This is a genomic window from Mucilaginibacter aquaedulcis (assembly GCF_030409325.1).
Lineage (GTDB): Bacteria > Bacteroidota > Bacteroidia > Sphingobacteriales > Sphingobacteriaceae > Mucilaginibacter > Mucilaginibacter aquaedulcis.
In genome coordinates this window covers 878,313-901,972 of sequence record NZ_JAUFPR010000004.1, presented here as the reverse complement: position 1 = coordinate 901,972, position 23,660 = coordinate 878,313, and the positions used below count along the sequence as shown (strand labels likewise).

The window sequence follows — 23,660 nt, the reverse complement described above, 5'->3', positions numbered from 1 at the left end:
GAGGGAAAATTGTTTTAAATATTAGTTAAGTTTTTTTGAAATGAGCTAAGTAAAGCGATACATTAAATCAAACATCATTTGGCAAAACGTAGGATATTCAAATTACAACCATTATATTCGGTCACCTAAACAAGCTATCACTAAAAACTGCACCATTGAAAAAGCCTATTTTTTTACTATTTGCCGCAGTCGTTATTTTGGCCGGCTGTTCAAAAGAACACTTATTAAACTCTGATCAGGGAACCAAGCCTACCGAAACTATTGCCGATACCTTGATCACAATAGATTTGAGAACTGATGATTTCTATTTTTATAAAAGTGCCTATTTTGTGCTTACCGATGAAGATGGAAATATACTCAATGAGGTAAAGTATCCAGGTATTGCTACCACCTTAAAAATAACCTCATTAAAACCTTATAAAAAGGATCGTTTTAATTTTTATGAAGTCGATCTTACTAAAGACAGTTCGATAACAAAATCAATTATCAGAGGCTATTTACAGGTAAAAAAAGGAAGTCGCTACCATAAGCCGGGAGAGATATTGCCATCAAAATCAGGAGCGTATGTATTAGAGTATCATTTAAAGAGGCTCGCATATTTTGATCAATTAACTACCGCAGGTGATGTATATGCAACGAGCATAAAAAATGCTATGGATACAGTTTTTGAACGATATCCCGGGTTATCTGGCGATGGTAAGCTTTTGGTGCGGATGCTCAGTAATAATCAATATTTATATAACTTTTTCGACATCCCCAAAAATGCGCAGAGATTTGATATTGATATGTCTCAGATCAACAAACCTTTGCTATCAAAAGCTATTACTTCAACAGGAACCAACCTTATTATTGATATACGAGGCAGACCTGACAAAAACTATTACAATTGTTATGACTTTGGAATCACAACCTCTGCAACCAACCGGGCTATTTATCGATATCCGCAGGAACCTTTTTCTGAATATGTTTGCTATATGCGTTATAATATCGGCGATTTAAATTATTCCTTTACGCAAAATACCAGTACCATTCCTGATAAGACCGACACTTATGATGGAATAATCAATACACAGACTTCGACCCTGGCAACTTTTAAACCAGCTTTTTCCGGCCCGGTTGATTATTATGTTGCTTATTTCGTAAACATCGGAGCCCCTAACTTATGGGTATATCTAAATTCGCCGGCAACAGTAAATTATACCAATATTAAGTTCCCTGATTTTTCTAAATATCTTGAAGAAACAAGTATTGATCTTAATAATGAAAAACTTAAAAACTTTGCCATATTTCAGGACGCTACCTTTAATGAACAAAAATTTCCATATAAATACAACGATAATTCTGGGTACCCTAATGTTAATTTAAAATCAGTAAACCGCGATTATTGATATTTCGAGTGAGCCAGAATCAGTTAAACTACCAGTATAAAAAGGGGTATTTACCACAATCTTGGCAAAACACTCCTTTTTATATTGATAGTCATGCTATCACCGCAATTAATGCGGATACATTATTTCTACATTCCCTTGGTTATCGCATCATAAACCACATCTTGTATCCTTGGCCTGATGTTGAGGCTACCCAGTTTGTTGCTGGCATCGGGGTGTACCCGGTTACTCAGGAACACGTATACCAGGTTATATTTCGGATCAACCCAGATGCAGGTACCGGTGAAACCCGTATGTCCGTAGGTTTGCGGCGAAGCCAGTTTTGATGGATAATGCCTGTCGGCGATTGGATCCCAGCGGTCGAACCCCAGTCCGCGCCTGCTTACTGCCGATTGTTTGGAGGTAAACAGATCAACCACTTCTGGTTTAAAATATTGTACACCGCCATAAGTACCGCGGTTCAAAAGCATTTGATAAATAATGGCCACATCGTTGGCACTGGCAAATAAACCTGCATGACCGGCTACTCCGCCTAGCATGGCCGCGGTTGGGTCATGCACGTAGCCATCAAGCAGGCTTTGACGATATTCCTGGTCGTTTTCTGTTGGCGGAATACGGTTGGCACTGAAACGGTGCAAAGGTAAAAACCCGGCGGTTTGCATCCCCAGCGGACCGTAAAACTGTTGCTGCACGTATACATTTTCAGGTACCGAGGTAATGCTTTCCTCTATCTCTTTCATTAATAACATGCTGATATCGCTGTACACATACTGACCCGGTGTTTTAATAGGCGAGTTCAGCATATCGGGGAACATCACATCCTTAAAGTAATCCTTCCTTAAAAAATAATGGTCAGATACCCTTACCGGATAAGCCGCCGATGAATCGGTGCTGTGGTCAGATGGCTTTACCTTTTCAAAGGTTTTAATATCGGGGATCAACCCGGCCTGGTGCATCAGTATATCGCGGATCTTAATATCGTTCTTATTGCTTTTGCGTGCCAGCGGAATGTAATCGCCAATGGTACCTTCCAGGTTAAGCTTGCCCTCGTCGGTAAGTTTCATAGCCTCTACGGTAGTAGCGGTTATTTTGGTCATGGAGGCGAGGTCAAAAATATCAGTGATATTATCGGGGATAGTATTATCGTAGGTATGGTAACCATACGCTTTGTTAAATATCACCTTACCATCTTTAGCAACCAGCACCACACAGCCCGGTGTAGCGTGCTGTGATATGGCCTCGCGGGCAATGTTATCAATCTCGGTAAGATTTGCCGCACTGATACCCGCCTCTTCCGGCACGGTATATTGCAGTCTTGTTTTATTGGTGATAAAGCCCATACCCGATGCAAACTGGAGCGAGTAGCTTCTGGTTAATTTCTGCGTTACCGGCAAGCCGCCAAAAATAGCTTGGGCACTGTAAAATGCCGAAACTGGGGTGGCCCGCTCCGTCCACAAAATGGGTACGGTAACATTGTTTAACTTGGTAAGCATGCCACCGCCACCGAAGGCCGCCACGATCACATTTTTCAGTTTTTGGTTTGAGCTGATAAAATCCATGATCTGCGGGTTGTTCAGATCGGCATCATTTACCTGCAGGATAATGGTGTTGTACCATTTCAGATCACCAGACAGATCGATCAGATTTTTTGAGCCGCTGTAGGTATTACCATCAAACACATCAACCTTGCTGTACTTATTAAGCAGGCTGTCAAAAGCGGTGGCGTAGCGGTTAGAGAAGTGGACACTGGCAATTTTTAACTGATCAAGATTTTGCAGCGGTATCAGGTATTTGCTGTTGTTAAATAAAACGGTTGAGTGTTCAACCTGTTGTTCTTCGTTAATATAAGCCTGGCCGGTAGGAATGGCAGCAGGCGGAATTTGCGCGCAGGCGGTATTAAATAATGCAAACCCTAATAATACTGCAGGCACCAAGCCCCATTTACTTTTTATCATATACTTTTATTCCGTTTATATAGGTATTAGTTACTTTAATTTTAGGTAATTCTGCTCCTTTTGCTTGCATGATGTCTTTATTCAGCATCACAAAGTCGGCATATTTACCCGGTTCAATACTACCTTTTTCCTTCTCTTCAAAATTGGCTTTGGCGGCCCATATCGTTATCCCTCTGAGGGCTTCGGTACGGTCAAGCGCATTCTCGGGCTGAAAGCCTCCTTCCGGAAAACCGTGCAGGTCTTTACGTTCAACAGCGGCGTAAAAGGTATATAGCGGGTTGATGTTTTCAACCGGAAAATCGGTACCCAGCGGCAACCAGCCATTTTGTTTCAGCAGTTGTTTGTACACATAGGCCGATTTTAAACGATCTGTACCAAGTCTTTTTCCGGCCCAGTACATATCCGAGGTAGCATGAGTAGGCTGAACCGATGGGATAACACTGTTTTCGCCAAACAGTTTAACATCTTCAGGTGCCAATACCTGCGCGTGCTCAATACGCCAGCGCCTGTCATTCTTCCCTTTTAATACCGAGGCATATATCTTTAACATAGTACGGTTGGCCGAATCGCCTATGGCATGTGTGGCCAGCTGAAAACCTCCGGCATAAAGCTTACTTGCTATTTCCTCAAAATGGTGCGGATTGCTTAACAAAAAGCCGCTCCAGTTTTTTTGGTCGGCATAGGGCTGTAATAAACAAGCCCCTCTTGATCCCAATGCACCGTCGGCATAAGCCTTAATAGCCCTTACATTGAGTGTCGGGGTTTTATATATACCATGCTTAAACAGGTAATCATAGTTTTCAGCGCGGTCGGCAAGCATGAGGTACATACGCATTTTGAGCGCTCCTTTATGCTGCAGCTGAGCTATGGTATTTACCATGGTATAGGGCAGGCCGCAATCATCAACGGTAGTTAAGCCAACCGCGAAACAGTTTTTCTGGGCTGCTAAAAGCGCATCCTCAGTAACCTGTGCTGTTGGTTCAGGAATTTTGCGGGTAACAATACCAACAGCGTTATCAACCAGTATACCGGTAAGTTTGCCGTTAATGGTTTCTATTTCGCCGCCAATAATGGTTTGGCCGGGTTTTACGCCGGCAATGTTCAGGGCAGCCTGGTTGGCAATGGCGGCATGGCCGTCAACACGGCTCAATATCACGGGCCTCACCGGGAAAAGTGAATCGAGCCTGGCCTTATCCGGGAACTGTTTCTTTGCCCAGTCGTTCTGATCCCAACCGTGGCCGGTTATCCAGCCATCGGTGTTACGTGTTGAGTAAGCCTCAACCGAATCTAAAACCTCGGCCCAACTGTGGGTACCTGTCAGGTCAACATCCTGCAGGCCAAGGCCGTATTCATAAAAATGTGTGTGTGCATCAATAAAACCAGGATATATGGGCGCGCCTTTAGCGTCAACAACTTCACGGGCCAGGTACTTTTGCTCCAGTGTATCGGCACTGCCCACTGCCAGTATCTTTCCTCCTTTTACCACAAATGCGTTGGCGGTAGTAAAATTACTGTCAACGGTATAAACAAGTGCGTTCTTGATCAAAAGGTCGGCATTGTACTCTTTTTGTTTGCAGGCTATGGCAAAAAGTAGCAGCACTGGCCATAATTTCTTCATAGGGTATGTTTGTATAATCCTGGTAATGTAATTATTAAATGTTAAATGTATATACAACTATCAAATCATAAAGTTATGCCTTCAAATATTTAATTTAGCATCGAATTGGAAATTGAAGGGAATTTTTTTAAATGTCAGATATAATACAGCTTTTACCGGATGCCATTGCTAACCAGATTGCCGCGGGCGAGGTAGTGCAAAGGCCGGCATCTGCCGTAAAGGAGTTAGTTGAGAACGCCATTGATGCCGGAGCCGGAAAAATCCAGCTCATTGTTAAGGATGCGGGCAAATCATTGATACAGGTTATTGATGATGGCTGCGGCATGAGCCTTACCGATGCGCGCATGTGCTTTGAGCGCCACGCCACTTCTAAAATACGCAAGGCCGAAGATCTGTTTGCCATACGTACCATGGGTTTCAGGGGCGAGGCTATGGCATCAATAGCGGCCATTGCCCAGGTAGAGATGAAAACCCGCCGCCATGAAGATGAGCTGGGTACCTGCATATTTATTGAAGGCTCTGAAGTGGTAAGCCAGGAAGCCTGCGCAGCTGATACCGGAACTTCCATATCGGTTAAAAACCTGTTTTACAATACACCGGCGCGCCGTAACTTTTTAAAAAGCAACCCGGTAGAGATGCGTCATATCATTGATGAATTTCAACGCGTAGCCTTAGCCAATCCGCAAATATTTTTTACCCTGCACCACGATGGGCAAGAAGTATACCACCTGCCGGGTGCCACGCTTAAACAACGTATAGTACACCTGTTTGGCAATAACTATAACCAGCGCCTGGTACCGGTTGAGGAAAATACCACCATCATTAACCTGCGCGGTTTTGTAGGTAAACCCGAGTTTGCCCGTAAAACCCGGGGCGAGCAGTTCTTTTTTGTGAACAACCGCTTTATCCGCGACGCGTACCTGAATCATGCCGTGCTTACCGCGTTTGAGGAATTGTTGCCCGATGATAGCTTTCCGTTTTATGTGCTGTTTATTGACATCGACCCATCAAAGATCGATATCAACGTACACCCTACTAAAACCGAGATCAAATATCAGGACGAGAAAGCCATTTATGCCATCATCCGTTCGGCGGTGAAACGCTCATTGGGCAGGTACAATATTACCCCCAGCTTGGATTTTGACCAGGAAAACAGCATTGAACACCTGATAACGCCCAAACCGTTTGAAGAGATCATAGCGCCAACCATATCCTTTAACCCTGACTTTAACCCTTTCGCGTCGGAAAAAACAAGTACCCCGCGCGAGCAGCATCCGTTTTTGCGCGATAGCGGCGGTTACAAAAGCAGCAGCCCCATCCCTAAAAACTGGGATACCCTGTATGAGATCAGTAAAAAGGAAACCAATTTGCAGCATGAACTGCACCCGGAAGAAAGTATCGCCGTAAATGAACAGGAGGTAAGCAAATCAACCGAGCGGCAGTTATTCCAAATCCATAACCGGTTTATCCTGTCGCAAATAAAATCGGGCTTTATGCTGATAGGGCAGCAGGCCGCTCATGAGCGTGTATTGTACGAGCGCTTTTTGCAGCAATTGCAAAACCATTCGGGCGTGAGCCAGCAAAGTTTATTTCCGCAATCGGTAACACTAAACGGCAGCGATTTTGAGTTATTAAGGGAGCTTTTGCCCGATATAAGGGCACTCGGGTTTGATATACGCGAGTTTGGTAAAAACACCGTTGTGGTTGAAGGTATACCCGCCGAGCTGAATAATGTAGGCGAGCATGAACTGCTGGAGCATTTGCTGGAAGGCTTTAAAAACAACATGGCCATTTTAAAGGTAGATAAGCGCGACAACCTGGCCCGCTCGCTTGCGCGCAACGCGGCTATTAAAACCGGCACCAAGCTGTCATTAGAGGAAATGAACCAACTCATTGATCAGCTTTTTGCTTGCGAAACACCTAACCAGGCATTGAACGGTAAGCCCGTAATCAGTACCTTTACCATGGCCGAACTTTTAGAACGATTTGAAAAATAGCCCCGGAGCTTTTATAAACTATGAATTCATCACCATTTGCAAATATTTCACCGGTTGTAAAAAACCTGTTGATCATTAACGTTTTATTTTTCATAGGTACTTACACGCTGGGCAGCGTTATCCCTGATGTGATCAAATATTTACCCGTTTACTACTTTAATTCACCCAACTTTCGTTTGTGGGAGGTGATCACTTACATGTTTATGCATGGAGGCTTTGCGCACATCTTTTTCAACATGTTCGCGCTGTTTTCTTTCGGGCCGATAGTGGAGTATTCAATGGGGCCTAAAAAGTTCCTGAGCTTTTATTTTATTTGCGGTATTGGGGCCATTATACTGCAAATGCTGGTACAGGCTTTAGAGGTTCATGCCATTACGGGCGGTATCACCATACAACATCCGGGGCTCGATTCTTCATATTTAGCTTACGGGGCAAAGGCTCAAAGTTTATATGAACTTTATAATACCCCCGTTGTTGGCGCTTCTGGTGCAATATTTGGTTTATTAATTGCCTTTGGAATGTTGTTCCCCAATATGGAACTCATGATCCTGTTTTTACCGGTGCCTATTAAAGCAAAATATATTATACCGGTATATGTGGTATTGGAGTTATTTTTGGGTGTAAAACAATTTTCGGGCGATTCTGTGGCACATTTTGCACACTTAGGTGGGGCAATTTTGGGATATATCATGGTAAAATACTGGCGGTTACAACGGCCAAACAATTTTTATTAATAACGGTAGTTATCAATTAAACGGAACTTAATTATGAGTACCCTCTGGCAAAATATTCATTACAAAATGCTGCGTTCGGGCAATAAGTTAAACCTGCTTATCGCTATCAACGTTATCGTGTATTTGGCTATCAACATCCCCGCGGTTATTGAACACCTTTTTACGGGTTTTGGCCAACCGAGCATTATTGCCACCTATGCCGATGAATACCTGGCTACCACAGCCTATTTGCCCAAACTGCTTACCCGTTTCTGGACACCACTCACCTATATGTTCATGCACGCGGGCATTTTGCACATCCTGTTCAATATGCTGTGGCTGTACTTGATGGGGCAGATATTTGAAGAATACCTGGGCAACAAGCGCACCATTGGCCTTTATATTATGGGTGGCCTTGCAGGTGCCTTTTTCTTTATATTATGTTATAACTTGTTCCCGGCCTTTTCGCACAATCCGGCTATGTTGCTGGTACCTGTGGTTGGGGCCTCGGCCAGTGTTATGGCTATTGTAGTGGCAACCGCTACTTTGCTGCCTAACTATACCATATCCTTAATATTATTTGGCCCTGTTAAATTAAAATGGCTGGTTATTGTTATACTGGTTATTGACTTTTTAGGCATAGCAGGTGCTAACGCGGGCGGCGAAATAGCGCATCTGGGTGGCGCGCTGCTGGGCTTTATTTATATTAAACAATTGCAAAGAGGGCATGATTGGATAGGCGGTGTTAATAACCTGTTCAAATCGAGTCCTAAATTAAAGGTGGTAGTAAAAAACACCAGTAAAAACAGCGCGGAGTATCCCCGCCAGGAAGAAATTGACCGTATATTAGACAAAATATCACAATCCGGTTACGACAGCCTGAGCAAACAGGAAAAAGAAATCTTATTCCGCGCAAGCAATAATGAAAGTTAAACGCAAACGAAGTTTTATAGGTACAATACTGTTATGGATAAACCTGTTGCTTTGTGCGGCTTTGCTTATCAGCTATTTAGCGCCTCATGTTAATCCGCAAAAATTTTGGCTCATCGCCTTTTTCGGCCTGGCCTATCCGGTGCTGCTGGTAACCAATTGCCTCATGATGCTGTACTGGCTGCTGCGTAAACGCTGGCAGTTTTTACTTTCACTCTGCACCATTTTAGTGGGATACAATGTTTTGTTTAACAATATAGGCTTCAGGTTTTCAGACTCGGGCAATGCACGCCCCCGAACGGATAACACTATCAGGCTGATGACCTACAACGTACACAGTTTTAAGCGTTACGGATCAAGGAATGATGAATCAACCCGGCACGAAATTTTAAACCTCATCACCGAGCAAAAGCCCGACCTTATAGATTTTCAGGAGTTTTACACCAAAAATAAAGGCTCATATGAAATGCGCGATTCCATTACCAGGATCATCGGCACACAGCATTATTATTTTGAGCCTTTCAATTTTAACAGTTCCGAAGCCTACGGCATGGCCATATTCTCCAGGTTTCCGATAGTAGGCAAGGGCCTCATCCGCTTTTCGGATTTCAAATCAGACAACCAGTGTATATACGTTGATGTGAAAAGGGGTGCAAAAATATTCCGCCTGTACAGCGTTCACCTGCAATCTATTCATTTTGATCCTGAAGACTACAAGTACCTCGATAGCGTTTCAAAAAAAGGCAAGGCCGATATGCAGTCAACCAAAAGGCTGGGCGGTAAGCTAAAAACAGCTTTCATTAAACGGAGCGAACAGGTATTTAAGGTAAAAGAGCATGCAGCTCAATGCCCATACCCCTACCTTATAGCCGGCGATTTTAATGATACGCCAACATCGTTTGCAGTTAACCAAATGGCTGATGGTTTGAAAAATGCCTTCCGCGAAAAGGGATCGGGCTTCGGGCGCACCTATAACGGCAACTTCCCCAATTACCAGATAGATTATATCATGGCCAGCCCGCAGTTTGATGTACTGACCTACAAGATTATCGAAAAAAAACTATCAGACCATTATCCCCTGCGCAGCGATGTGGTGCTGAGCAATTAATAGTTGAATAATTATGAAGGTTTTGGTCACCGGGGCATCCGGGCAATTGAGTTCGGCTACAGTAAATCATTTAAAAGCGTATGGCCACCATGTTTACGGTATAGATGTAATACCATTGGCAACAACCCATGAATTAATTGATATTAAGGATAAACCGAGTGTTGAAAAGATAACCGCCGGTTTTGATGCCATTATACACACCGCAGCCCTGCATGGCAAGCACTACGAACTAAACTATCCGCGTGAGGCATTTATTGATACCAATATTACAGGCACATTGAATTTGCTGAACGCTTGTATTAAAAATAAGGTAAATAAGTTTTTATACATCAGCACCACCTCCATATATGGCAGCGCCCTTATTGATGCCGAAAAGGCTGTATGGGTTGATGAATTGCTTATTGAAAAGCCAAGGGATATTTATGATATAACCAAGCAAACCACCGAACAGCTTTGTAAGGATTTTTTCTACAAAGAGGGTTTGCAGGCAAGCGTATACCGTGTTGGTCGCTTTTTACCGGAGAGTGATAACCTTAAAATAAACCACCGCCTGTACCGCGGGCTTGATGAGCGCGATGGTGCAGAGGCATTAAGGTTAGGCCTGGATGTTTGGTTTAATGATTTTGAAGTATTCAATATCTCCAGCGGTTCGCCATTTGGCAAGGGTGATCTATATGAGCTAAAACATTCTCCTGTGGATGTCATTTTGCAATATTTTCCGCAGGCCAGGGATATTTATCAGCATAAAAAATGGATATTCCCTCAAAGTATTGACAGGGTATATGTTTGCGATAAAGCAACCCGGATGCTCAACTATCAACCTAAATACACATTTGAATACCTATTGCAACAATAATATCATAAATGTCACATTTGCATGGCTCTCCGGAGATTTAAAAGGGTGCATATTAGCTTGAAATTGAAAAAATCGTAAGTTTGCGCTCATGAAACAAAATTTGTTTGTTTACAACACTTTAACACGTAAAAAAGAAGAATTTAAACCGCTTAACGCGCCGCATGTTGGCATGTATGTTTGCGGCCCAACCGTTTACAGTGATGTTCATTTAGGCAATTGCCGCACTTATATTTCGTTCGACCTGATGTTCAGGTATCTTACCCAAATCGGCTACAAGGTACGCTACGTTCGTAACGTAACCGATGCCGGTCACCTGGAAGGTGATGGCGGCGATGAGGGGGAAGACAAAATATCAAAAAAAGCCAAGCTGGCACAGCTGGAGCCTATGGAAATTGTACAAAAGTACACCGTTGGTTTTCATGAGGTAATGCAGATACTGAATACCCTGCCGCCAAGCATTGAGCCTACCGCTACCGGCCATATCATTGAGCAGATAGAGCTGGTAAAAGTGATACTTGAAAAAGGCTATGCCTATGAGGTTGATGGCACCATTTACTTTGACGTTGAGAAATACAATAAAACCAAAAACTATGGCGTACTCAGCGGCCGTAACCTGGAAGATCTGTTAAATAATACCCGTACCCTGGGCGGCCAGGAAGAGAAACATGGCAAGCTTGACTTTGCCTTGTGGATAAAGGCCAAACCCGAACACCTGATGAAATGGCCATCACCATGGGGTGTTGGTTTTCCAGGCTGGCATTTGGAGTGCTCGGCCATGAGCCAAAAATACCTGGGCAACCAGTTTGATATACACGGCGGCGGTATTGACCTGGTGCCTACCCACCATACCAATGAAATTGCACAGCACGTAGCATGCTGCGGTAAAAACCCGGCTAACTACTGGGTACATACCAATATGCTTACCGTGAACGGGCAAAAAATGTCAAAATCATTAGGTAACAGTTTTTTACCGCACGAGCTTTTTACCGGTAACAACTCCATACTGAATAAGGGCTACAGCCCTATGACCGTTAGGTTCTTTATGCTGCAGGCACATTACCGCAGCACGCTTGATTTTGGTAACGAAGCCATGGAAGCATCTGAAAAAGGTTTTAAACGCCTCATGAATGCTTTTGCTCTGCTTGACGGATTAAAGACATCGGCCAGTACCGAAATTGAGATAGAGCCATTGATGGCTCGCTGCTATGCTGCCATGAATGATGATTTTAACAGCCCGGTGCTTATTGCCGAACTGTTTGAGGCATCGAGAATCATCAATTCTGTAAATGACGGCAAAATGAAGATAGATGAGGCCAATTTACAGTTGTTGAAAACGCTGATGCAAACCTTTGTGATTGATGTGCTGGGGTTGAAGGATGAACAGGCCGCCAATGATGACCTGCCGAACATATTGAACTTTGTGGTTGATCTGCGCAGCGAAGCCAAGATAAATAAAGACTACGCCATGTCTGACAAGATACGGGATGGCCTTGCCAAGATAGGTTTCCAGCTGAAAGACAGTAAAGACGGCACACACTGGACCAAAGCATAAACGGGTTGTAACAATTGCAGGGAGCGGAGCAATCATATTTTATCAAAACATAATTAATATAATCAGGTTATTACAACAACGCGCTTGGTAAATAACCTGCGTTGAGTATCAATTTTTGCATGATAAACTCCTCTCATTTACAATTTAACATAATCATCTCCGTTTCAGATAATGATATATTAAGCTGCAATGCCAGGGGAGTATTTGCCCCCTGCAGTGGCCCACATTATAATCCTGACTTAAAATTTATTACTAAATTGCCCCAAAACTAATACAACCATGAAAAAAATAATATTAGCTGCTACGTTTATTGGCTATAGCGTTTTTGCCTTAGCGCAAACAACACCACCTGCTCAAGTAAATAAGGTAGTTAGTGCCGAAGAAGCTTTTAATAAATTAGTTGAACGTAAAGGGATTAAAGATGGCTTTTTAGCCGTTGCCGACCCTGAAGGTATTGTTTTTAAACCCGATGCCGTTAAAATAACCGACTTTTACAGCAAAATTGACAAACAGGCTGGCAAGCTAAGCTGGGTGCCAAAATTTGCCCGCATATCTGCCAACGGCGATCTGGCATTTACCGCCGGCCCGTACATTTACCAGAACGGTAAGGCTGACGACGAAAAAGTATATGGCGATTATGTATCTATCTGGAGAGCCGATTCAGAAAACAAACTGAAACTACTTATTGACCTGGGTATACAGCACCCCGAAGCTGATGCCGATGCTCCAACCGATTTTAAAGAGCCAACTGCTCCGCGAACCGGCCCAAGTAAAGATCCATTCACCGGTAAAAGCATTATTGTTAATACCGATAAAATATTCAACCACTCGTTAACCATCTCGGCACTGGCCAGCTATAAAGAGTTCCTGAGCCCTGATGGCCGTTATTATTTCCCTGGTTTTGAACCCATGACCGGCCCTAATACCATCATGAAATTTATTAACAACCAGGCCATCACCATCAGCGCCGAAACTGTTAGCGCAGGCCGCTCAAGCAGTAATGACCTGGCTTACAGCTATGGCCATGCCCGCATTACCAAAGGCAACGTGGTAGGTAACTATAACTATGTACGCATTTGGGAGCTGGACAAAACCAAGAAATGGGATATCCTGTTGGAAGTATTTTCAGCTGTGGAAAACGAATAACGGGGTTTGTTAACCTATTAAAAAGGGGAGATGTATGAAACACATCTCCCCTTTTTTGTTTTACCAATTAAACAAAAGGCTGTCATGGTGAGCCACGTCGAACCATGGTGGGCAGGCCTCTCGGCACTATCCTTCGACAGGCTCAGGATGACAGCCCTATTAAAAAGATTGTCATGCTGAACGTAGTGAAGCACCTATCTTTCGAAATGCATGGTTTGCTAATAGATCCTTCGTTCTTCAGGATGACAAGGTATTTTAATAGATTTTCAATTTGTTGTCATTGCGAGCGAAGCGTGGCAATCGCGAATTTGCCTGAACCACGATTACATAATAAAATAAAATTATTTAATCTCGCAAATCTGTTTAATCCTGGTTCAGGCAAATTCGCGATTGCTTCGTCGTTCCTTCTCGCAATGACAATTTAATGCTGTTGGTATTGATCCGGACAATCTCACGCCATTGTTGGTGTTGTACAACACTTAAAACAACTGCTCTATAATATCATCGGCTGATAGGCCTTCAGCTTCGGCGTGGTAGCTGCGTACTATGCGGTGGCTTAATATAGGCTTGGCTATGGCTTGTATATCCTCAATATCGGGCGAGTATTTTCCGTTGATCACTGCATGGCATTTGGCACCCAGGATCAGGAATTGCGAAGCTCTTGGGCCAGCGCCCCAGCTTAATAAACGATTGATCTGCGCGCTTGCAAATTGAGTGTTGGGGCGGGTTTTTGCTACCAGTTTCACGGCGTATTCCATTACATTATCTGTAACCGGGATATTGCGTACCAATTGTTGAAAATAAATGATCTGCTGGGCATTCAATATTTTATTCACATCGGTGTGCGCTGTGCTGGTGGTATTTTTAACAACCTGCAGTTCCTCCTGAAAGGTAGGATAGTTCAGCGTTACGTTAAACATAAAACGGTCAAGCTGGGCCTCGGGCAGGGGATAGGTACCTTCCTGCTCAATGGGGTTTTGAGTGGCCAGCACAAAAAACGGCTGAGCCAGTTTGTGGGTAACGCCCGCCGCGGTAACCGCTTTTTCCTGCATGGCCTCTAAAAGGGCGGCCTGCGTTTTTGGCGGGGTACGGTTTATTTCATCGGCCAGGATGATGTTTGAAAAAACCGGGCCGGGTATAAATTTAAAATTCCTGTCTTCGCCCAGTATCTCCGACCCGATAATGTCTGAAGGCATCAGATCGGGAGTAAACTGAATACGTTTAAAATCCAGATCGAGCACACGTGCCACGGTTTGCACCAGTAAGGTTTTCGCCAGGCCCGGTACGCCAACCAGCAAACAGTGCCCATTGCTGAATATAGACACCAATACAAACTTCACCACTTCATCCTGCCCAATAATAACTTTACCTATTTCGGAGCGTATTTGCTGATAAGCCGCCTTTAAAGCATCGGCAGCTTCTACATCAGAGCGGTGTTGCATATGTATTAAGGTTTAGCCTGCGCTGTTGTTGTTGCAGTTGGTGTAGTGATCCATTTTTTAAGTATATCGCATGATTGGTATTCCCTGTCAATTCTGATAAAGGTTTCCTTTCTGCGTTTATCAAACCACTGATTTATCATCTTATTGGTTTTATCTTCAAAGGCATAATCCTTTAGCTTTGGAAAATCCTGTTCTAAATTTGCCTTGTGCGCGCCGGTGGCCGATTTAAGGTATAATATTTTATAGCTCTTTTTACCATTGGCTTCGGTAAACAGATCGGGTTTTGAAATGGTACCGATTTTCATGGTATCAACCGTAAGGGCAACTTTAGGGTCAAGCTTATCGGTAGGGATAAAGGTTGTACGGGTTTGAACGTTCTCGGCGTTCAACATCATACCGCCATTGTACTTGGTTTCCTTATCATCAGAGTAATAAGCAGCCGCGCTTGAAAAATCAATCTTTTTGTTTTTCTGCAACAGCGTATAAATACTATCAGCCTTTACCTTAGCACGGTCAAGACTTGCCTGGGTAACTACCGGCATGATCAGGATGTGCCTTACGTGCACCTGCTCGCCGCGGCGCTCAATAACCTGTAAAAAGAAGAAACCATACTCTGGCGATTCAAAAACCGGCGACATCTCGCCTGCTTTAAGCTTAAAGGCATTCGCAGTAAATTCCTTTACCCAGGTAGTTCTGTCGCCAAAACCAGCATCACCACCATCAGCTGCCGAGCCCGGATCCTGCGAATAAAGCCTGGCCAGGGTTCCAAAGTCTTCTCCTTTTTTAACCCTTTCGCGCAGCTGTTCTGCCTTTTCACGATAAAGCTCTTTTTCTTCCTTATTCAACTGCGGTTGAAAAACTATTTCACCAACCTCAACCTCTTTGTTAAATGATGGCAGGCTGTCTTTAGGTAGTGTTTCAAAGTATTTTTTAACATCCTGAGGAGTAACATTCAGTTTCTCGGTAATGTGCTGCTGCATTTTCTGTGCAACCATCTGCTCTTTTATATCCGGGCGAATCTCATCCTTATACTGAATAACCGAACGGCCTAAAAAGCCCTCCAATTTTTCCTGACCACCAGCCCTTTGAGTCATTTCGCGCATTCTGCGGTCAACGTTGGCGTCAACCTCATCGTCTTTTACGTCGATACTATCAACAGCGGCCTGTTGTGCCAATAATTTTTGAGTTAACAGAGACTGTAATATTTTACACTTTACATCAGAGTTAGGCTGGTTACCTTCAACCAGGAAACGGGCATACTGTGTTTCAATATCTGATTGCAGTATTGGCGCGTTACCAACAACTGCAGCTATTTTATCAAGCGTGTGGCGCGGACCTGCCGGAGCAACAACCGAATCGGCCTTGGCCAATTTGGATGTAGTATCAGCCTTTGCCGGCGTTTTGGCAGCCGAATCGGCCTTGGTTTGCGCCTGGGCAACTGATATGATCAATATAAAACTTAAAACGAATATCCCTAACTTTCTCATGTAATGCTCTTATACTCTTAAACTAAACGGAACAGTAGCCCGTTAAAAACTCCGAATTTCGGTAAAATTTATCAATTATGGCTGAACAAAAAATTGCAATTAACTACAGCAGCCTATAATTGTGCTAATATGGTTATAAAGCTTGAAACGGTTTAACTACTTTTGGTTAAAATTTGTTAAAGTGAAAGTTGAAAACCCGGCCGCCCTGCAATACCTGTTACAAGATGAATTATACCTGTTAGGTACCGAAAAACCCTTGTATGAGCACTTGCAAAAAAGCAGTCCCGAGCCCGCAAACATACCAAGCCCGGAGCCAGAAGTAAAAACACCAACCCCTGCCCCGGTTATTGAACAAGCTGTACCTGAAGTAAAAACGCAGCCGGTTAACTTTAATTATCTGGGCAAAAACTTAAAAAACTTCCTGATACTGGTACACTACCCCGACCTGGAATTTATTGCCGAAGCACATTTAACCGCCCTGCAAAATATATTGAAACGCAAGGAATTGGAGCTGCATGATATTGCCATACTTAATATGGCCAGCCACAGCAACAGTAACTTTGCCGAAATAACCGGCTTTTTTAAACCCACCAGGCTTTTATTGTTAGGAAAAACCGCCATGCCGCAAGGTATAGCATCACTGCCCATGAACATACCAAAAGCGTTGGATGGACTTAACACCCTGTACAGCTTTGCCTTTGACGAGATGATGAACAGCGTTGATAACAAAAAAGCATTCTGGGAACAAATGAAAACACTTTAAAAAAATCAAAAAAGTCCTTCGTCCTAAAATCCAAAAATCTCAAAAATGCAATTAGTTTTCGCCACCAATAACCGTCATAAACTTGATGAAGTAGCCGCCAAGGTTGGCGATAAAATAGAGCTTTTAACCCTCAGCGATATTGGCTGTACCGATGATATTGAAGAAACCGGTATTACTTTTCATGAAAACGCCTCAATAAAAAGCCATTACATTTTTGAAAAATACAAACTCAACTGCTTTGGCGATGATAGCGGCCTGGAGATAGATGCCCTAAACGGCGAGCCAGGAGTTTATTCGGCCAGGTACGCGGGTGAACATGGAAACCATGCTGCCAATATTGAAAAGGTGCTACATAACTTGAGCGGACAAACCAATCGCAAAGCACGTTTCCGCACTGTGATATCGTTACTATGGAACGGCAAAGAGCATTTTTTTGAAGGTGCTGTGGAAGGCACTATCCGTACCGAACTAAGCGGAACAGAAGGATTTGGTTACGATCCTATTTTTGAACCTGAAGGCTACAACGTAACCTTTGCAGAAATGAGCATGGAACAAAAAAACAGCATCAGCCACCGCGCCAAAGCCATGGAGCAGCTGATCGCTTTTTTGAGCACGGTTGATTAAGAGCTATACCAAATTCAGTCAAACTTAATTGTAAATAATAAACATGTCATTGCGAGCGGAGCGTGGCAACCGCGAAGATTGTCTGAACCACGATTTTGGGGATTAAGGGATTGCCTCGATTATCTAAAAAGCAAATCCATTAATCCCCAAAATCGTGGTTCAGACAAATTCGCGATTACTTTGCATCCCGTTCCTCGCACCTGCACAAAAATTTGGCAGGATTTATGTTCTTATGCATTAAAATAACCTCAGTCATGAAAAAACTATTTCAAACCTCAATCGCAATCCTGTCAATCTTGTTTGTTATGTCGGCCTGTTCGAGCCAGAAAAATACGGTTTCAAGCAATGTATCGCGCGGTAAATTTGTGGGCACCTGGACCTTAAACAACGTAAGTTATGATGGACTGGTTCAAAATGCCGTGCAAAATGTATTTGACCAGGCACCACCCGAAGCCTTTGTAGGCAGTACCTGGAAATTAACCAACAGCGGCAATGGTTTGTATACTTTAGCAAACGGTGCGTCGCAAACTATATTCTGGTCGGTTTATAATGGCGGTACAACAGGCACCCAGTTTCAGTTCAAAAAATTATTTGAAGGCGATAAAGCCAAAAACGTTGCCGAAGGTTACCGTTTAGATATTGCCAAAGCCGATGGCTCATCCATGACCCTAAAATCACCTGTTGCCATTGGCGGCGGAACAGGATATATCATTTACTCGTTCAGCAAGGCTAATTAATGAGTTGAGCAGGAGCGAAGTGAAGCAATGCGTGTAATTGCAAGTATGCTTCGCTTACACTAAAAGGCGGCTGTGATTATAAATCATAGCCGCCTTTTTTATTGCTCTTAAAGAAATTTCTCCACTACTCTCCACTCACTTCACTCCCCGCTCCACTCTACTGCGCTGGTGCAAATTTCAGGCATACCGGGTTGCCGATGTCAAGGCGTGAACCGGTTGGCGTTAGTTTGCCGGTAGCGTTATCAATACGCAATACATATATGCTATCGCTGTTCTGGTTGGCTACCAGCAGGAATTTCCCTGTAGGGTCAATGGCAAAGTCGCGTGGGTTTTTACCCATTGATGGTATGCGCTGCACAAAGGTAAGTTCGCCGGTTTCCTGGTTCACGGCATAAACAATGATTTCGTTGGTTTCTAAACGGTTTGAGGCATACAGGAAACGTCCATCCGGCGAAAGGTGTATGGCCGCGCCTGCAGTTTGCCCTTTAAAATTATCTGCCAGCAGGGTAATAGTTTGTTTTTCTTTCAGCTTTCCGTTGTCGTAATCAAATACATAAACGTTTGAACCCATTTCGGTTACCAGGTAGGCGTGTTTCTTATCAGCCGAAAACTCGATGTGCCTTGGCCCATCACCAGGTTTAACGCTTACAAACGGGGTAGATGCCGGCTCAAGTGGCTTTTCACCAGATGCGTGGTAACGCAGTACGTTCACCTTATCAGTACCGAGGTCATTATACAATAAATATTTTTCATCAGGACTAAGGATTGACATGTGGGCATGTGCTGCTTCCTGGCGTTCCTTATTAGGGCCATGACCATCGGCATGCAGCGTTTGAATAGCTTTTGACAGCGAACCATCTTTATTTACCGGCAATACCACTACGTTGCCGCTGCTGTAGTTGGCAACAAAAACATTTTTCTGCGCCTTATCAACAGCTATATAACATGGGTCGTCTCCTTCGGATGATTGTTTATTGATAAGCTCGATCTTACCCGTTTTTGGCTCAAACGAAAATGAGCTTACCTCGCCCTTGGGTGTTTCGTTTACGGCGTATATAAATTTGTTATTGCTGCTTAAGGTTAAATATGATGGATTGGTAACGCCATCAATCTGGCTCAGATAGGCCAGCCTGCCGTTTTCGGCATAAAACCGGTAAACGGCTATACCTTTACTTGAACCCGTGGTATAAGTACCTATAATAAGGTCATAAGTGGCAGGTCCCTTTTTTTTGCTTGGTTTATTTTGCGCATAAGTAAACAAAGGCGACAACAGCGCAATGATCAGAACAATTTTTTTCATGTGAGATGAAATTGGTTATATACTGCGCAAGTTAATAAAACCAACAAAAAAGGCCCTGTTTGTCAGGGCCTTTTTTTATTTTATTAAATGTTTCAGTTGTATAATCTCTTTTTCATCAAGATGGCGCCACCTGCCGCGCGGTAAGTCTTTCTTGGTAAGGTTGGCATAAACCACCCTGTCAAGCTTAACTACCTCATAACCCAAGCTTTCAAATATACGGCGCACAATACGGTTTTTACCGCTGTGTATCTGTATACCTACTTCTCTTTTTGAACCACCGGCTACGTACGATACGGAATCGGGTTTTATTAAACCATCTTCCAGTTCAATACCAAAACCAATCTTGTTCAGATCGCCCTGGGTTAAGCTTTTGCTTAATTCAACCTGGTATAATTTGCTGATGTTGCTGCGTGGGTGCGATAGCTTATCGGCCAGTTCGCCATCATTGGTCATCAATAATAAACCGGTAGTGTTCCTGTCTAAACGACCGATAGGGTAAATACGCTCTTTGGTGGCTTTTTCAACCAGGTGCATTACGGTACGGCGTTCCTGAGGGTCTTCGGTAGTAGTGATATAATCTTTAGGCTTATTTAACAATACATAAACCATTTTTTCACGGCGCAGGGTTTCGCCATTGTATTTGATCTCGTCTTTAGCCGGATCAATTTTGGCACCCAGTTCATCAACTACTACACCGTTCACCATAACCACACCGGCAATGATCAGCTCGTCGGCCTTGCGGCGCGAGCAGATACCCGCGTTTGAAATGTAACGGTTCAGGCGAATCAGGCCATCGTCTTTAGCTTTAGGCTCTGCCGTTTTTTTGCGGCCGCGTAAAGTTTTAACGGGGGCATTCTCGTCGCGGGTTATTTTATCATATGTAGGTTTGCGTTGTGGTCTGTCGGCGTTATATGGTTTATCTTTGAAAGATCCGGTACCTTCGCGTTTTTTAAATCCGCCGGCTGGTCTTTCACTAAACTTTTTATCAGTTGTACGTTCTCTTGAACCACCTTCAAATTTACGATCGCCGGCACCTTCAGCGCCGAAGCTCCTTTTAGGTCTGTCGTCAAAATTTGAGTTGCGGGTACGTGGAGATGAATATGCTTTCTTTTCTGGAGCTGAACCAGCGCCAAAGCTTCTTTTTGGTCTTTCGCCTTCATCAGATGATGGCCTGCCTGTGTATGGTTTCCTTTCACCTGCTGAGCTTGAGCCGAAATTTCTTTTTGGTCTTTCGTCATCGCCGCCTGTTGGCCTGCCCGAGTATGGTTTGTTGCGTGGTGTAAATGATTTTTTATCGCCTGCCGGTGCGCCGCTTCTGAAAGTGCTTTCGCCGGACGGGCGTCCTGAATAAGGTTTTGATCTGCCTGTTGATTTTCTGTCGCCCGATGATGCGCTGTCTCTAAAACTGCTTTTAGACTTATCGTCGCTAAAACGGTTGCTTTGAAATGATTTTGGTTCAGGCTTTGTGAATTTCTTTTTTTCTCCGTTTGGAGTGGCTTTGCCTTTAGCTGTTGCGGGTCTTTTGGGTTTGTCCTCGCTTCGTGAGCTACGGCCGGTTGTTCTTTTTGGATTGTCGTCGCGACTACCTGTTGGTCTCTTGAATACCATATTTTTTTTGTTTTGCGCTTTCGCAGCGTGAGGGTCAAAGATACGCTTTTTTGGCAAAATATAACCAAAAAGATCAAAAATTTTATACGGTTCAAAAACTATCTTTAAACAGTTTTAAACCCCGTTTTTGAACCAAAAAACGCTCTGGAAATTCAAGCCAAAAAGCTAAGTATTTGATAATGTGCCCAATATAACATACCTTTGCAACACATTATACCAAATGTATAGTTAATGATAAAAAAAGAAATGATCAAAAAACACTTACTTACGTGCTCCGTAATGCTGGTGCTGGTTCTCATTTCAATGCTTAACATTTTCGGCACAACCTTCACCGAAAAGCTTGTAAAAAGCGAAAATGTTGGCAAGCGTACTACTAAATTTATTTTTATAAAAAGCACTGCAAATGCATACAATTTTGCAAATGAAGCTTTGCCATTAAACGATGCCCGGGTTACGCGCAAACTGAATGTTTCGTTAAGAAAACACTCGTTTAAAAGCGTGCAATCAAACGTACTGCATCGTAAGGCCGAAAAATGGTTCCCTATTATTGAACCCATTTTAAAGGTTTATGGCATACCAGATGATTTTAAGTACATCCCGCTGGTGGAATCGGGCCTGCAATCAGGTACTTCACCAAAAGGAGCAAGCGGCCTTTGGCAATTTATGCCAGGCACAGCACGTACTTACGGACTAAAAGTGGGTCACGGTGTTGATGAACGTAACAACCTGCGTAAATCAACCATTGCGGCCTGCAAGTATATCAAAGAACTATACGGTGAATTCAATAGCTGGACACTGGCGGCAGCCGCTTACAACAACGGCTCCATTAAGCTGGAAAAAGCTATTAACAAACAAAATGAAGATAATTATTTCCGCATGAGCCTGAACCGCGAAACCGGTTCATACATTTACAAGCTTATTGCCATGAAAGCAATTATCCAGCAACCAAAGGAGTACGGGTACAACAACTATTACGCGTTTACCCAACCTTCTCAATTGCTGAACTTTAATTAACACTGATATTCATCATCATCTTTAATTAAAGGTTACATTACGGAGCACCCCCAAGCCAGCTTTCCAGGACGGAAGGCTGGCTTTTTTTTATGCGGTTAATTTTAAAATTGCATGGCGTAGTTTACTCACCCGGTCTGCGCTTCGCTGGACCACCCTCTCTTCAGCTTCGCTGGAAAGAGGGCCGGGAAAAACCCCTTTATGCGCGAAGCGGAGAGAGGGGTGACAAGCGCAGCGATCTTGGGGTGAGTTGATAGGAAAGTTTTCTTGTATTCTTCAAACCATCCGGGATTTACGGCAAGGTTCCCTTTTGCGCAAAACACCTCCTGTTTTGTCGTAATCATACCCCTTATCTAAACATCTGTTTACTGATATTTGTTATACAAGCTAACACACGATCAATCTATTAAACTAATATCATTATGAGAAAATTAAAGTTACAGGTACAAATGACCCTTGATGGTTTTGTTGCAGGCCCTAATGGTGAGTTAGACTGGATGTGGGCATCCGGTGCTCCTGATGAAGCCGCACGTGATAAAGTGATTGAACTGGCCGACAGCTGCGATATTATTATACTGGGCAGCGGTATGACCCAGGAGTTTTGCAATTACTGGGAAAGTGTGGTTGATACCAAGCCCGACAGCCCCGAAATACCGTTGGCACAACGCATGGTAAACCTGCGCAAAATCGCTTTCAGTCGTACCCAAGCCGACATCAAAGGTCGGAACTTAGAAGTAGAGAGCGGCGATCTGGCCACTGCCATACAGAAACTTAAAAATGAAGATGGCAAGGATATTATGGTTTATGGCGGTGCCCGCTTCGCCACTTCGCTCATCAGCCTTAACCTTGTTGACGAATATTATATCTTCCTTAACCCGGTTGCCATCGGGAGCGGACTCTCTATATTTAAAGAGAAAAAAATATTGAACTTGGATGATTCTATCACTTATAAAAATAAGATCCTCCTTAAATACCTGCCGGCATAAGCTGGCTTCCTATTTATCACATCCCATTTATTACTACTGTATGCTGTCCGAAGTCTCTGACTTCGGACAGCATACAGTAGAACATTTTACCTTTATTGTCATCTCGCACGAACGGAGTGAGAAGAAACCTTAAATACATTGAATACTAAGCACATAAGATCTCTCCTCACTCCGTTCGTTCGAGATGACAGTGATAAACCCCCATCGGGGTTAAAGCTTTGTAACAAATCAAATGTTTTAATCAAGTGGCGTAGGTACTAAACTCAGATTGCATACCTACGGCATGCTCTTTTTATCACTTTGTTTGGCTACAACGCTTTTACTCCTAAGGAGTAATCTTCATTACGACCCATCAATCAACCTCCTCTAAATATTAACCTTATCCTGACATGCTTAGCATAAAATCCACATCAATTTTCTGTATCTTTGCGTAATTTTT

19 protein-coding genes are annotated in these 23,660 nt (G+C 43.4%); 13 read left to right on the top strand and 6 right to left on the bottom strand.

Going from position 1 to position 23,660, the window contains the following annotated elements; translation table 11 throughout:
- The first annotated feature begins 155 nt into the window (after window positions 1-155).
- Window positions 156-1,388 (top strand): hypothetical protein, encoded by a 1,233-nt coding sequence (locus tag QWZ01_RS22240; RefSeq protein WP_290327263.1) that lies wholly within the window; start codon window positions 156-158, stop codon window positions 1,386-1,388.
- Between the two features lie 128 nt (window positions 1,389-1,516).
- Here the strand turns inward: QWZ01_RS22240 and QWZ01_RS22235 are convergent, their stop codons facing one another.
- Both QWZ01_RS22235 and QWZ01_RS22230 read right to left on the bottom strand, forming a co-directional pair.
- A complete protein-coding gene (locus tag QWZ01_RS22235) occupies window positions 1,517-3,343 on the bottom strand; it encodes a serine hydrolase domain-containing protein (RefSeq protein ID WP_290327261.1) in 1,827 nt (608 codons plus the stop codon).
- Window positions 3,330-4,961 (bottom strand): amidohydrolase, encoded by a 1,632-nt coding sequence (locus QWZ01_RS22230; RefSeq protein ID WP_290327259.1) that lies wholly within the window; start codon window positions 4,959-4,961, stop codon window positions 3,330-3,332. Before QWZ01_RS22230 ends, QWZ01_RS22235 begins: the two co-directional genes overlap by 14 nt.
- Before the next feature lie 131 nt (window positions 4,962-5,092).
- On the opposite strand from QWZ01_RS22230, the gene mutL reads away from it, so the two are divergent.
- The 7 genes from mutL (at window position 5,093) to QWZ01_RS22195 (ending at window position 13,263) form a co-directional block, all read left to right on the top strand.
- Complete coding sequence (gene mutL, locus QWZ01_RS22225) at window positions 5,093-6,958, top strand: DNA mismatch repair endonuclease MutL (RefSeq protein ID WP_290327257.1); 1,866 nt, start codon at window positions 5,093-5,095, stop codon at window positions 6,956-6,958.
- A gap of 20 nt (window positions 6,959-6,978) precedes the next feature.
- Complete coding sequence (locus QWZ01_RS22220; RefSeq protein WP_290327255.1) at window positions 6,979-7,692, top strand: rhomboid family intramembrane serine protease; 714 nt, start codon at window positions 6,979-6,981, stop codon at window positions 7,690-7,692.
- Window positions 7,693-7,725: 33 nt separating this feature from the next.
- The gene (locus tag QWZ01_RS22215) at window positions 7,726-8,604 is read left to right on the top strand and encodes a rhomboid family protein (protein WP_290327253.1); all 879 of its coding nucleotides are present in this window, start codon (window positions 7,726-7,728) and stop codon (window positions 8,602-8,604) included.
- Window positions 8,594-9,709, top strand: coding sequence for an endonuclease/exonuclease/phosphatase family protein (locus QWZ01_RS22210; protein WP_290327251.1), 1,116 nt, complete (start codon window positions 8,594-8,596; stop codon window positions 9,707-9,709). Before QWZ01_RS22215 ends, QWZ01_RS22210 begins: the two co-directional genes overlap by 11 nt.
- A gap of 13 nt (window positions 9,710-9,722) precedes the next feature.
- Window positions 9,723-10,565: an NAD-dependent epimerase/dehydratase family protein gene (locus QWZ01_RS22205; protein ID WP_290327249.1), complete on the top strand. Its 843-nt coding sequence runs from the start codon at window positions 9,723-9,725 to the stop codon at window positions 10,563-10,565.
- An 88-nt stretch (window positions 10,566-10,653) separates the two neighbouring features.
- Window positions 10,654-12,117: a cysteine--tRNA ligase gene (cysS, locus tag QWZ01_RS22200; protein ID WP_290327247.1), complete on the top strand. Its 1,464-nt coding sequence runs from the start codon at window positions 10,654-10,656 to the stop codon at window positions 12,115-12,117.
- A gap of 279 nt (window positions 12,118-12,396) precedes the next feature.
- Window positions 12,397-13,263: a Cif family virulence factor gene (locus QWZ01_RS22195; protein WP_290327245.1), complete on the top strand. Its 867-nt coding sequence runs from the start codon at window positions 12,397-12,399 to the stop codon at window positions 13,261-13,263.
- Between the two features lie 479 nt (window positions 13,264-13,742).
- Here QWZ01_RS22195 and QWZ01_RS22190 read toward each other — a convergent pair whose 3' ends face one another.
- Both QWZ01_RS22190 and QWZ01_RS22185 read right to left on the bottom strand, forming a co-directional pair.
- The gene (locus QWZ01_RS22190) at window positions 13,743-14,705 is read right to left on the bottom strand and encodes an AAA family ATPase (RefSeq protein ID WP_290327243.1); all 963 of its coding nucleotides are present in this window, start codon (window positions 14,703-14,705) and stop codon (window positions 13,743-13,745) included.
- A gap of 5 nt (window positions 14,706-14,710) precedes the next feature.
- Window positions 14,711-16,192 carry a peptidylprolyl isomerase gene (locus QWZ01_RS22185; RefSeq protein WP_290327241.1) on the bottom strand — a complete coding sequence of 494 codons (1,482 nt, stop codon included), beginning with the start codon at window positions 16,190-16,192 and terminating at the stop codon, window positions 14,711-14,713.
- 181 nt (window positions 16,193-16,373) lie between these two features.
- Here QWZ01_RS22185 and QWZ01_RS22180 point away from each other — a divergent pair, with 181 nt between their 5' ends.
- The 3 genes from QWZ01_RS22180 (at window position 16,374) to QWZ01_RS22170 (ending at window position 18,316) form a co-directional block, all read left to right on the top strand.
- Window positions 16,374-16,955 (top strand): hypothetical protein, encoded by a 582-nt coding sequence (locus tag QWZ01_RS22180; RefSeq protein ID WP_290327239.1) that lies wholly within the window; start codon window positions 16,374-16,376, stop codon window positions 16,953-16,955.
- Window positions 16,956-17,000: 45 nt separating this feature from the next.
- Window positions 17,001-17,579 (top strand): non-canonical purine NTP diphosphatase, encoded by a 579-nt coding sequence (locus QWZ01_RS22175; protein ID WP_290327237.1) that lies wholly within the window; start codon window positions 17,001-17,003, stop codon window positions 17,577-17,579.
- Between the two features lie 254 nt (window positions 17,580-17,833).
- Window positions 17,834-18,316 (top strand): hypothetical protein, encoded by a 483-nt coding sequence (locus QWZ01_RS22170; protein ID WP_290327235.1) that lies wholly within the window; start codon window positions 17,834-17,836, stop codon window positions 18,314-18,316.
- Window positions 18,317-18,473: 157 nt separating this feature from the next.
- Here QWZ01_RS22170 and QWZ01_RS22165 read toward each other — a convergent pair whose 3' ends face one another.
- Both QWZ01_RS22165 and QWZ01_RS22160 read right to left on the bottom strand, forming a co-directional pair.
- Window positions 18,474-19,616 (bottom strand): lactonase family protein, encoded by a 1,143-nt coding sequence (locus QWZ01_RS22165; protein ID WP_290327233.1) that lies wholly within the window; start codon window positions 19,614-19,616, stop codon window positions 18,474-18,476.
- A 75-nt stretch (window positions 19,617-19,691) separates the two neighbouring features.
- A complete protein-coding gene (locus QWZ01_RS22160) occupies window positions 19,692-21,224 on the bottom strand; it encodes a pseudouridine synthase (protein ID WP_290327231.1) in 1,533 nt (510 codons plus the stop codon).
- A 231-nt stretch (window positions 21,225-21,455) separates the two neighbouring features.
- Between QWZ01_RS22160 and QWZ01_RS22155 the strand changes: the two genes are divergently transcribed.
- On the top strand, window positions 21,456-22,238 hold the full coding sequence (locus QWZ01_RS22155) for a lytic transglycosylase domain-containing protein (RefSeq protein WP_290327229.1): 783 nt from the start codon (window positions 21,456-21,458) through the stop codon (window positions 22,236-22,238).
- A 419-nt stretch (window positions 22,239-22,657) separates the two neighbouring features.
- Window positions 22,658-23,221 (top strand): dihydrofolate reductase family protein, encoded by a 564-nt coding sequence (locus QWZ01_RS22150; protein ID WP_290327227.1) that lies wholly within the window; start codon window positions 22,658-22,660, stop codon window positions 23,219-23,221.
- Window positions 23,222-23,660: the final 439 nt, after the last annotated feature.

Bases quoted from the DNA above. Each gene is read 5' to 3' on its own strand.
- QWZ01_RS22220 (WP_290327255.1), top strand. From the start codon at position 6,979: ATGAATTCATCACCATTTGCAAATATTTCACCGGTTGTAAAAAACCTG.
- QWZ01_RS22175 (WP_290327237.1), top strand. From the start codon at position 17,001: ATGCAATTAGTTTTCGCCACCAATAACCGTCATAAACTTGATGAAGTA.
- QWZ01_RS22205 (WP_290327249.1), top strand. From the start codon at position 9,723: ATGAAGGTTTTGGTCACCGGGGCATCCGGGCAATTGAGTTCGGCTACA.
- QWZ01_RS22155 (WP_290327229.1), top strand. From the start codon at position 21,456: ATGATAAAAAAAGAAATGATCAAAAAACACTTACTTACGTGCTCCGTA.
- QWZ01_RS22195 (WP_290327245.1), top strand. From the start codon at position 12,397: ATGAAAAAAATAATATTAGCTGCTACGTTTATTGGCTATAGCGTTTTT.
- cysS (WP_290327247.1), top strand. From the start codon at position 10,654: ATGAAACAAAATTTGTTTGTTTACAACACTTTAACACGTAAAAAAGAA.
- QWZ01_RS22160 (WP_290327231.1), bottom strand. From the start codon at position 21,224: ATGGTATTCAAGAGACCAACAGGTAGTCGCGACGACAATCCAAAAAGA.
- QWZ01_RS22210 (WP_290327251.1), top strand. From the start codon at position 8,594: ATGAAAGTTAAACGCAAACGAAGTTTTATAGGTACAATACTGTTATGG.
- QWZ01_RS22230 (WP_290327259.1), bottom strand. From the start codon at position 4,961: ATGAAGAAATTATGGCCAGTGCTGCTACTTTTTGCCATAGCCTGCAAA.
- QWZ01_RS22170 (WP_290327235.1), top strand. From the start codon at position 17,834: ATGAAAAAACTATTTCAAACCTCAATCGCAATCCTGTCAATCTTGTTT.
- QWZ01_RS22165 (WP_290327233.1), bottom strand. From the start codon at position 19,616: ATGAAAAAAATTGTTCTGATCATTGCGCTGTTGTCGCCTTTGTTTACT.
- QWZ01_RS22190 (WP_290327243.1), bottom strand. From the start codon at position 14,705: ATGCAACACCGCTCTGATGTAGAAGCTGCCGATGCTTTAAAGGCGGCT.
- QWZ01_RS22215 (WP_290327253.1), top strand. From the start codon at position 7,726: ATGAGTACCCTCTGGCAAAATATTCATTACAAAATGCTGCGTTCGGGC.
- mutL (WP_290327257.1), top strand. From the start codon at position 5,093: ATGTCAGATATAATACAGCTTTTACCGGATGCCATTGCTAACCAGATT.
- QWZ01_RS22150 (WP_290327227.1), top strand. From the start codon at position 22,658: ATGAGAAAATTAAAGTTACAGGTACAAATGACCCTTGATGGTTTTGTT.
- QWZ01_RS22235 (WP_290327261.1), bottom strand. From the start codon at position 3,343: ATGATAAAAAGTAAATGGGGCTTGGTGCCTGCAGTATTATTAGGGTTT.
- QWZ01_RS22185 (WP_290327241.1), bottom strand. From the start codon at position 16,192: ATGAGAAAGTTAGGGATATTCGTTTTAAGTTTTATATTGATCATATCA.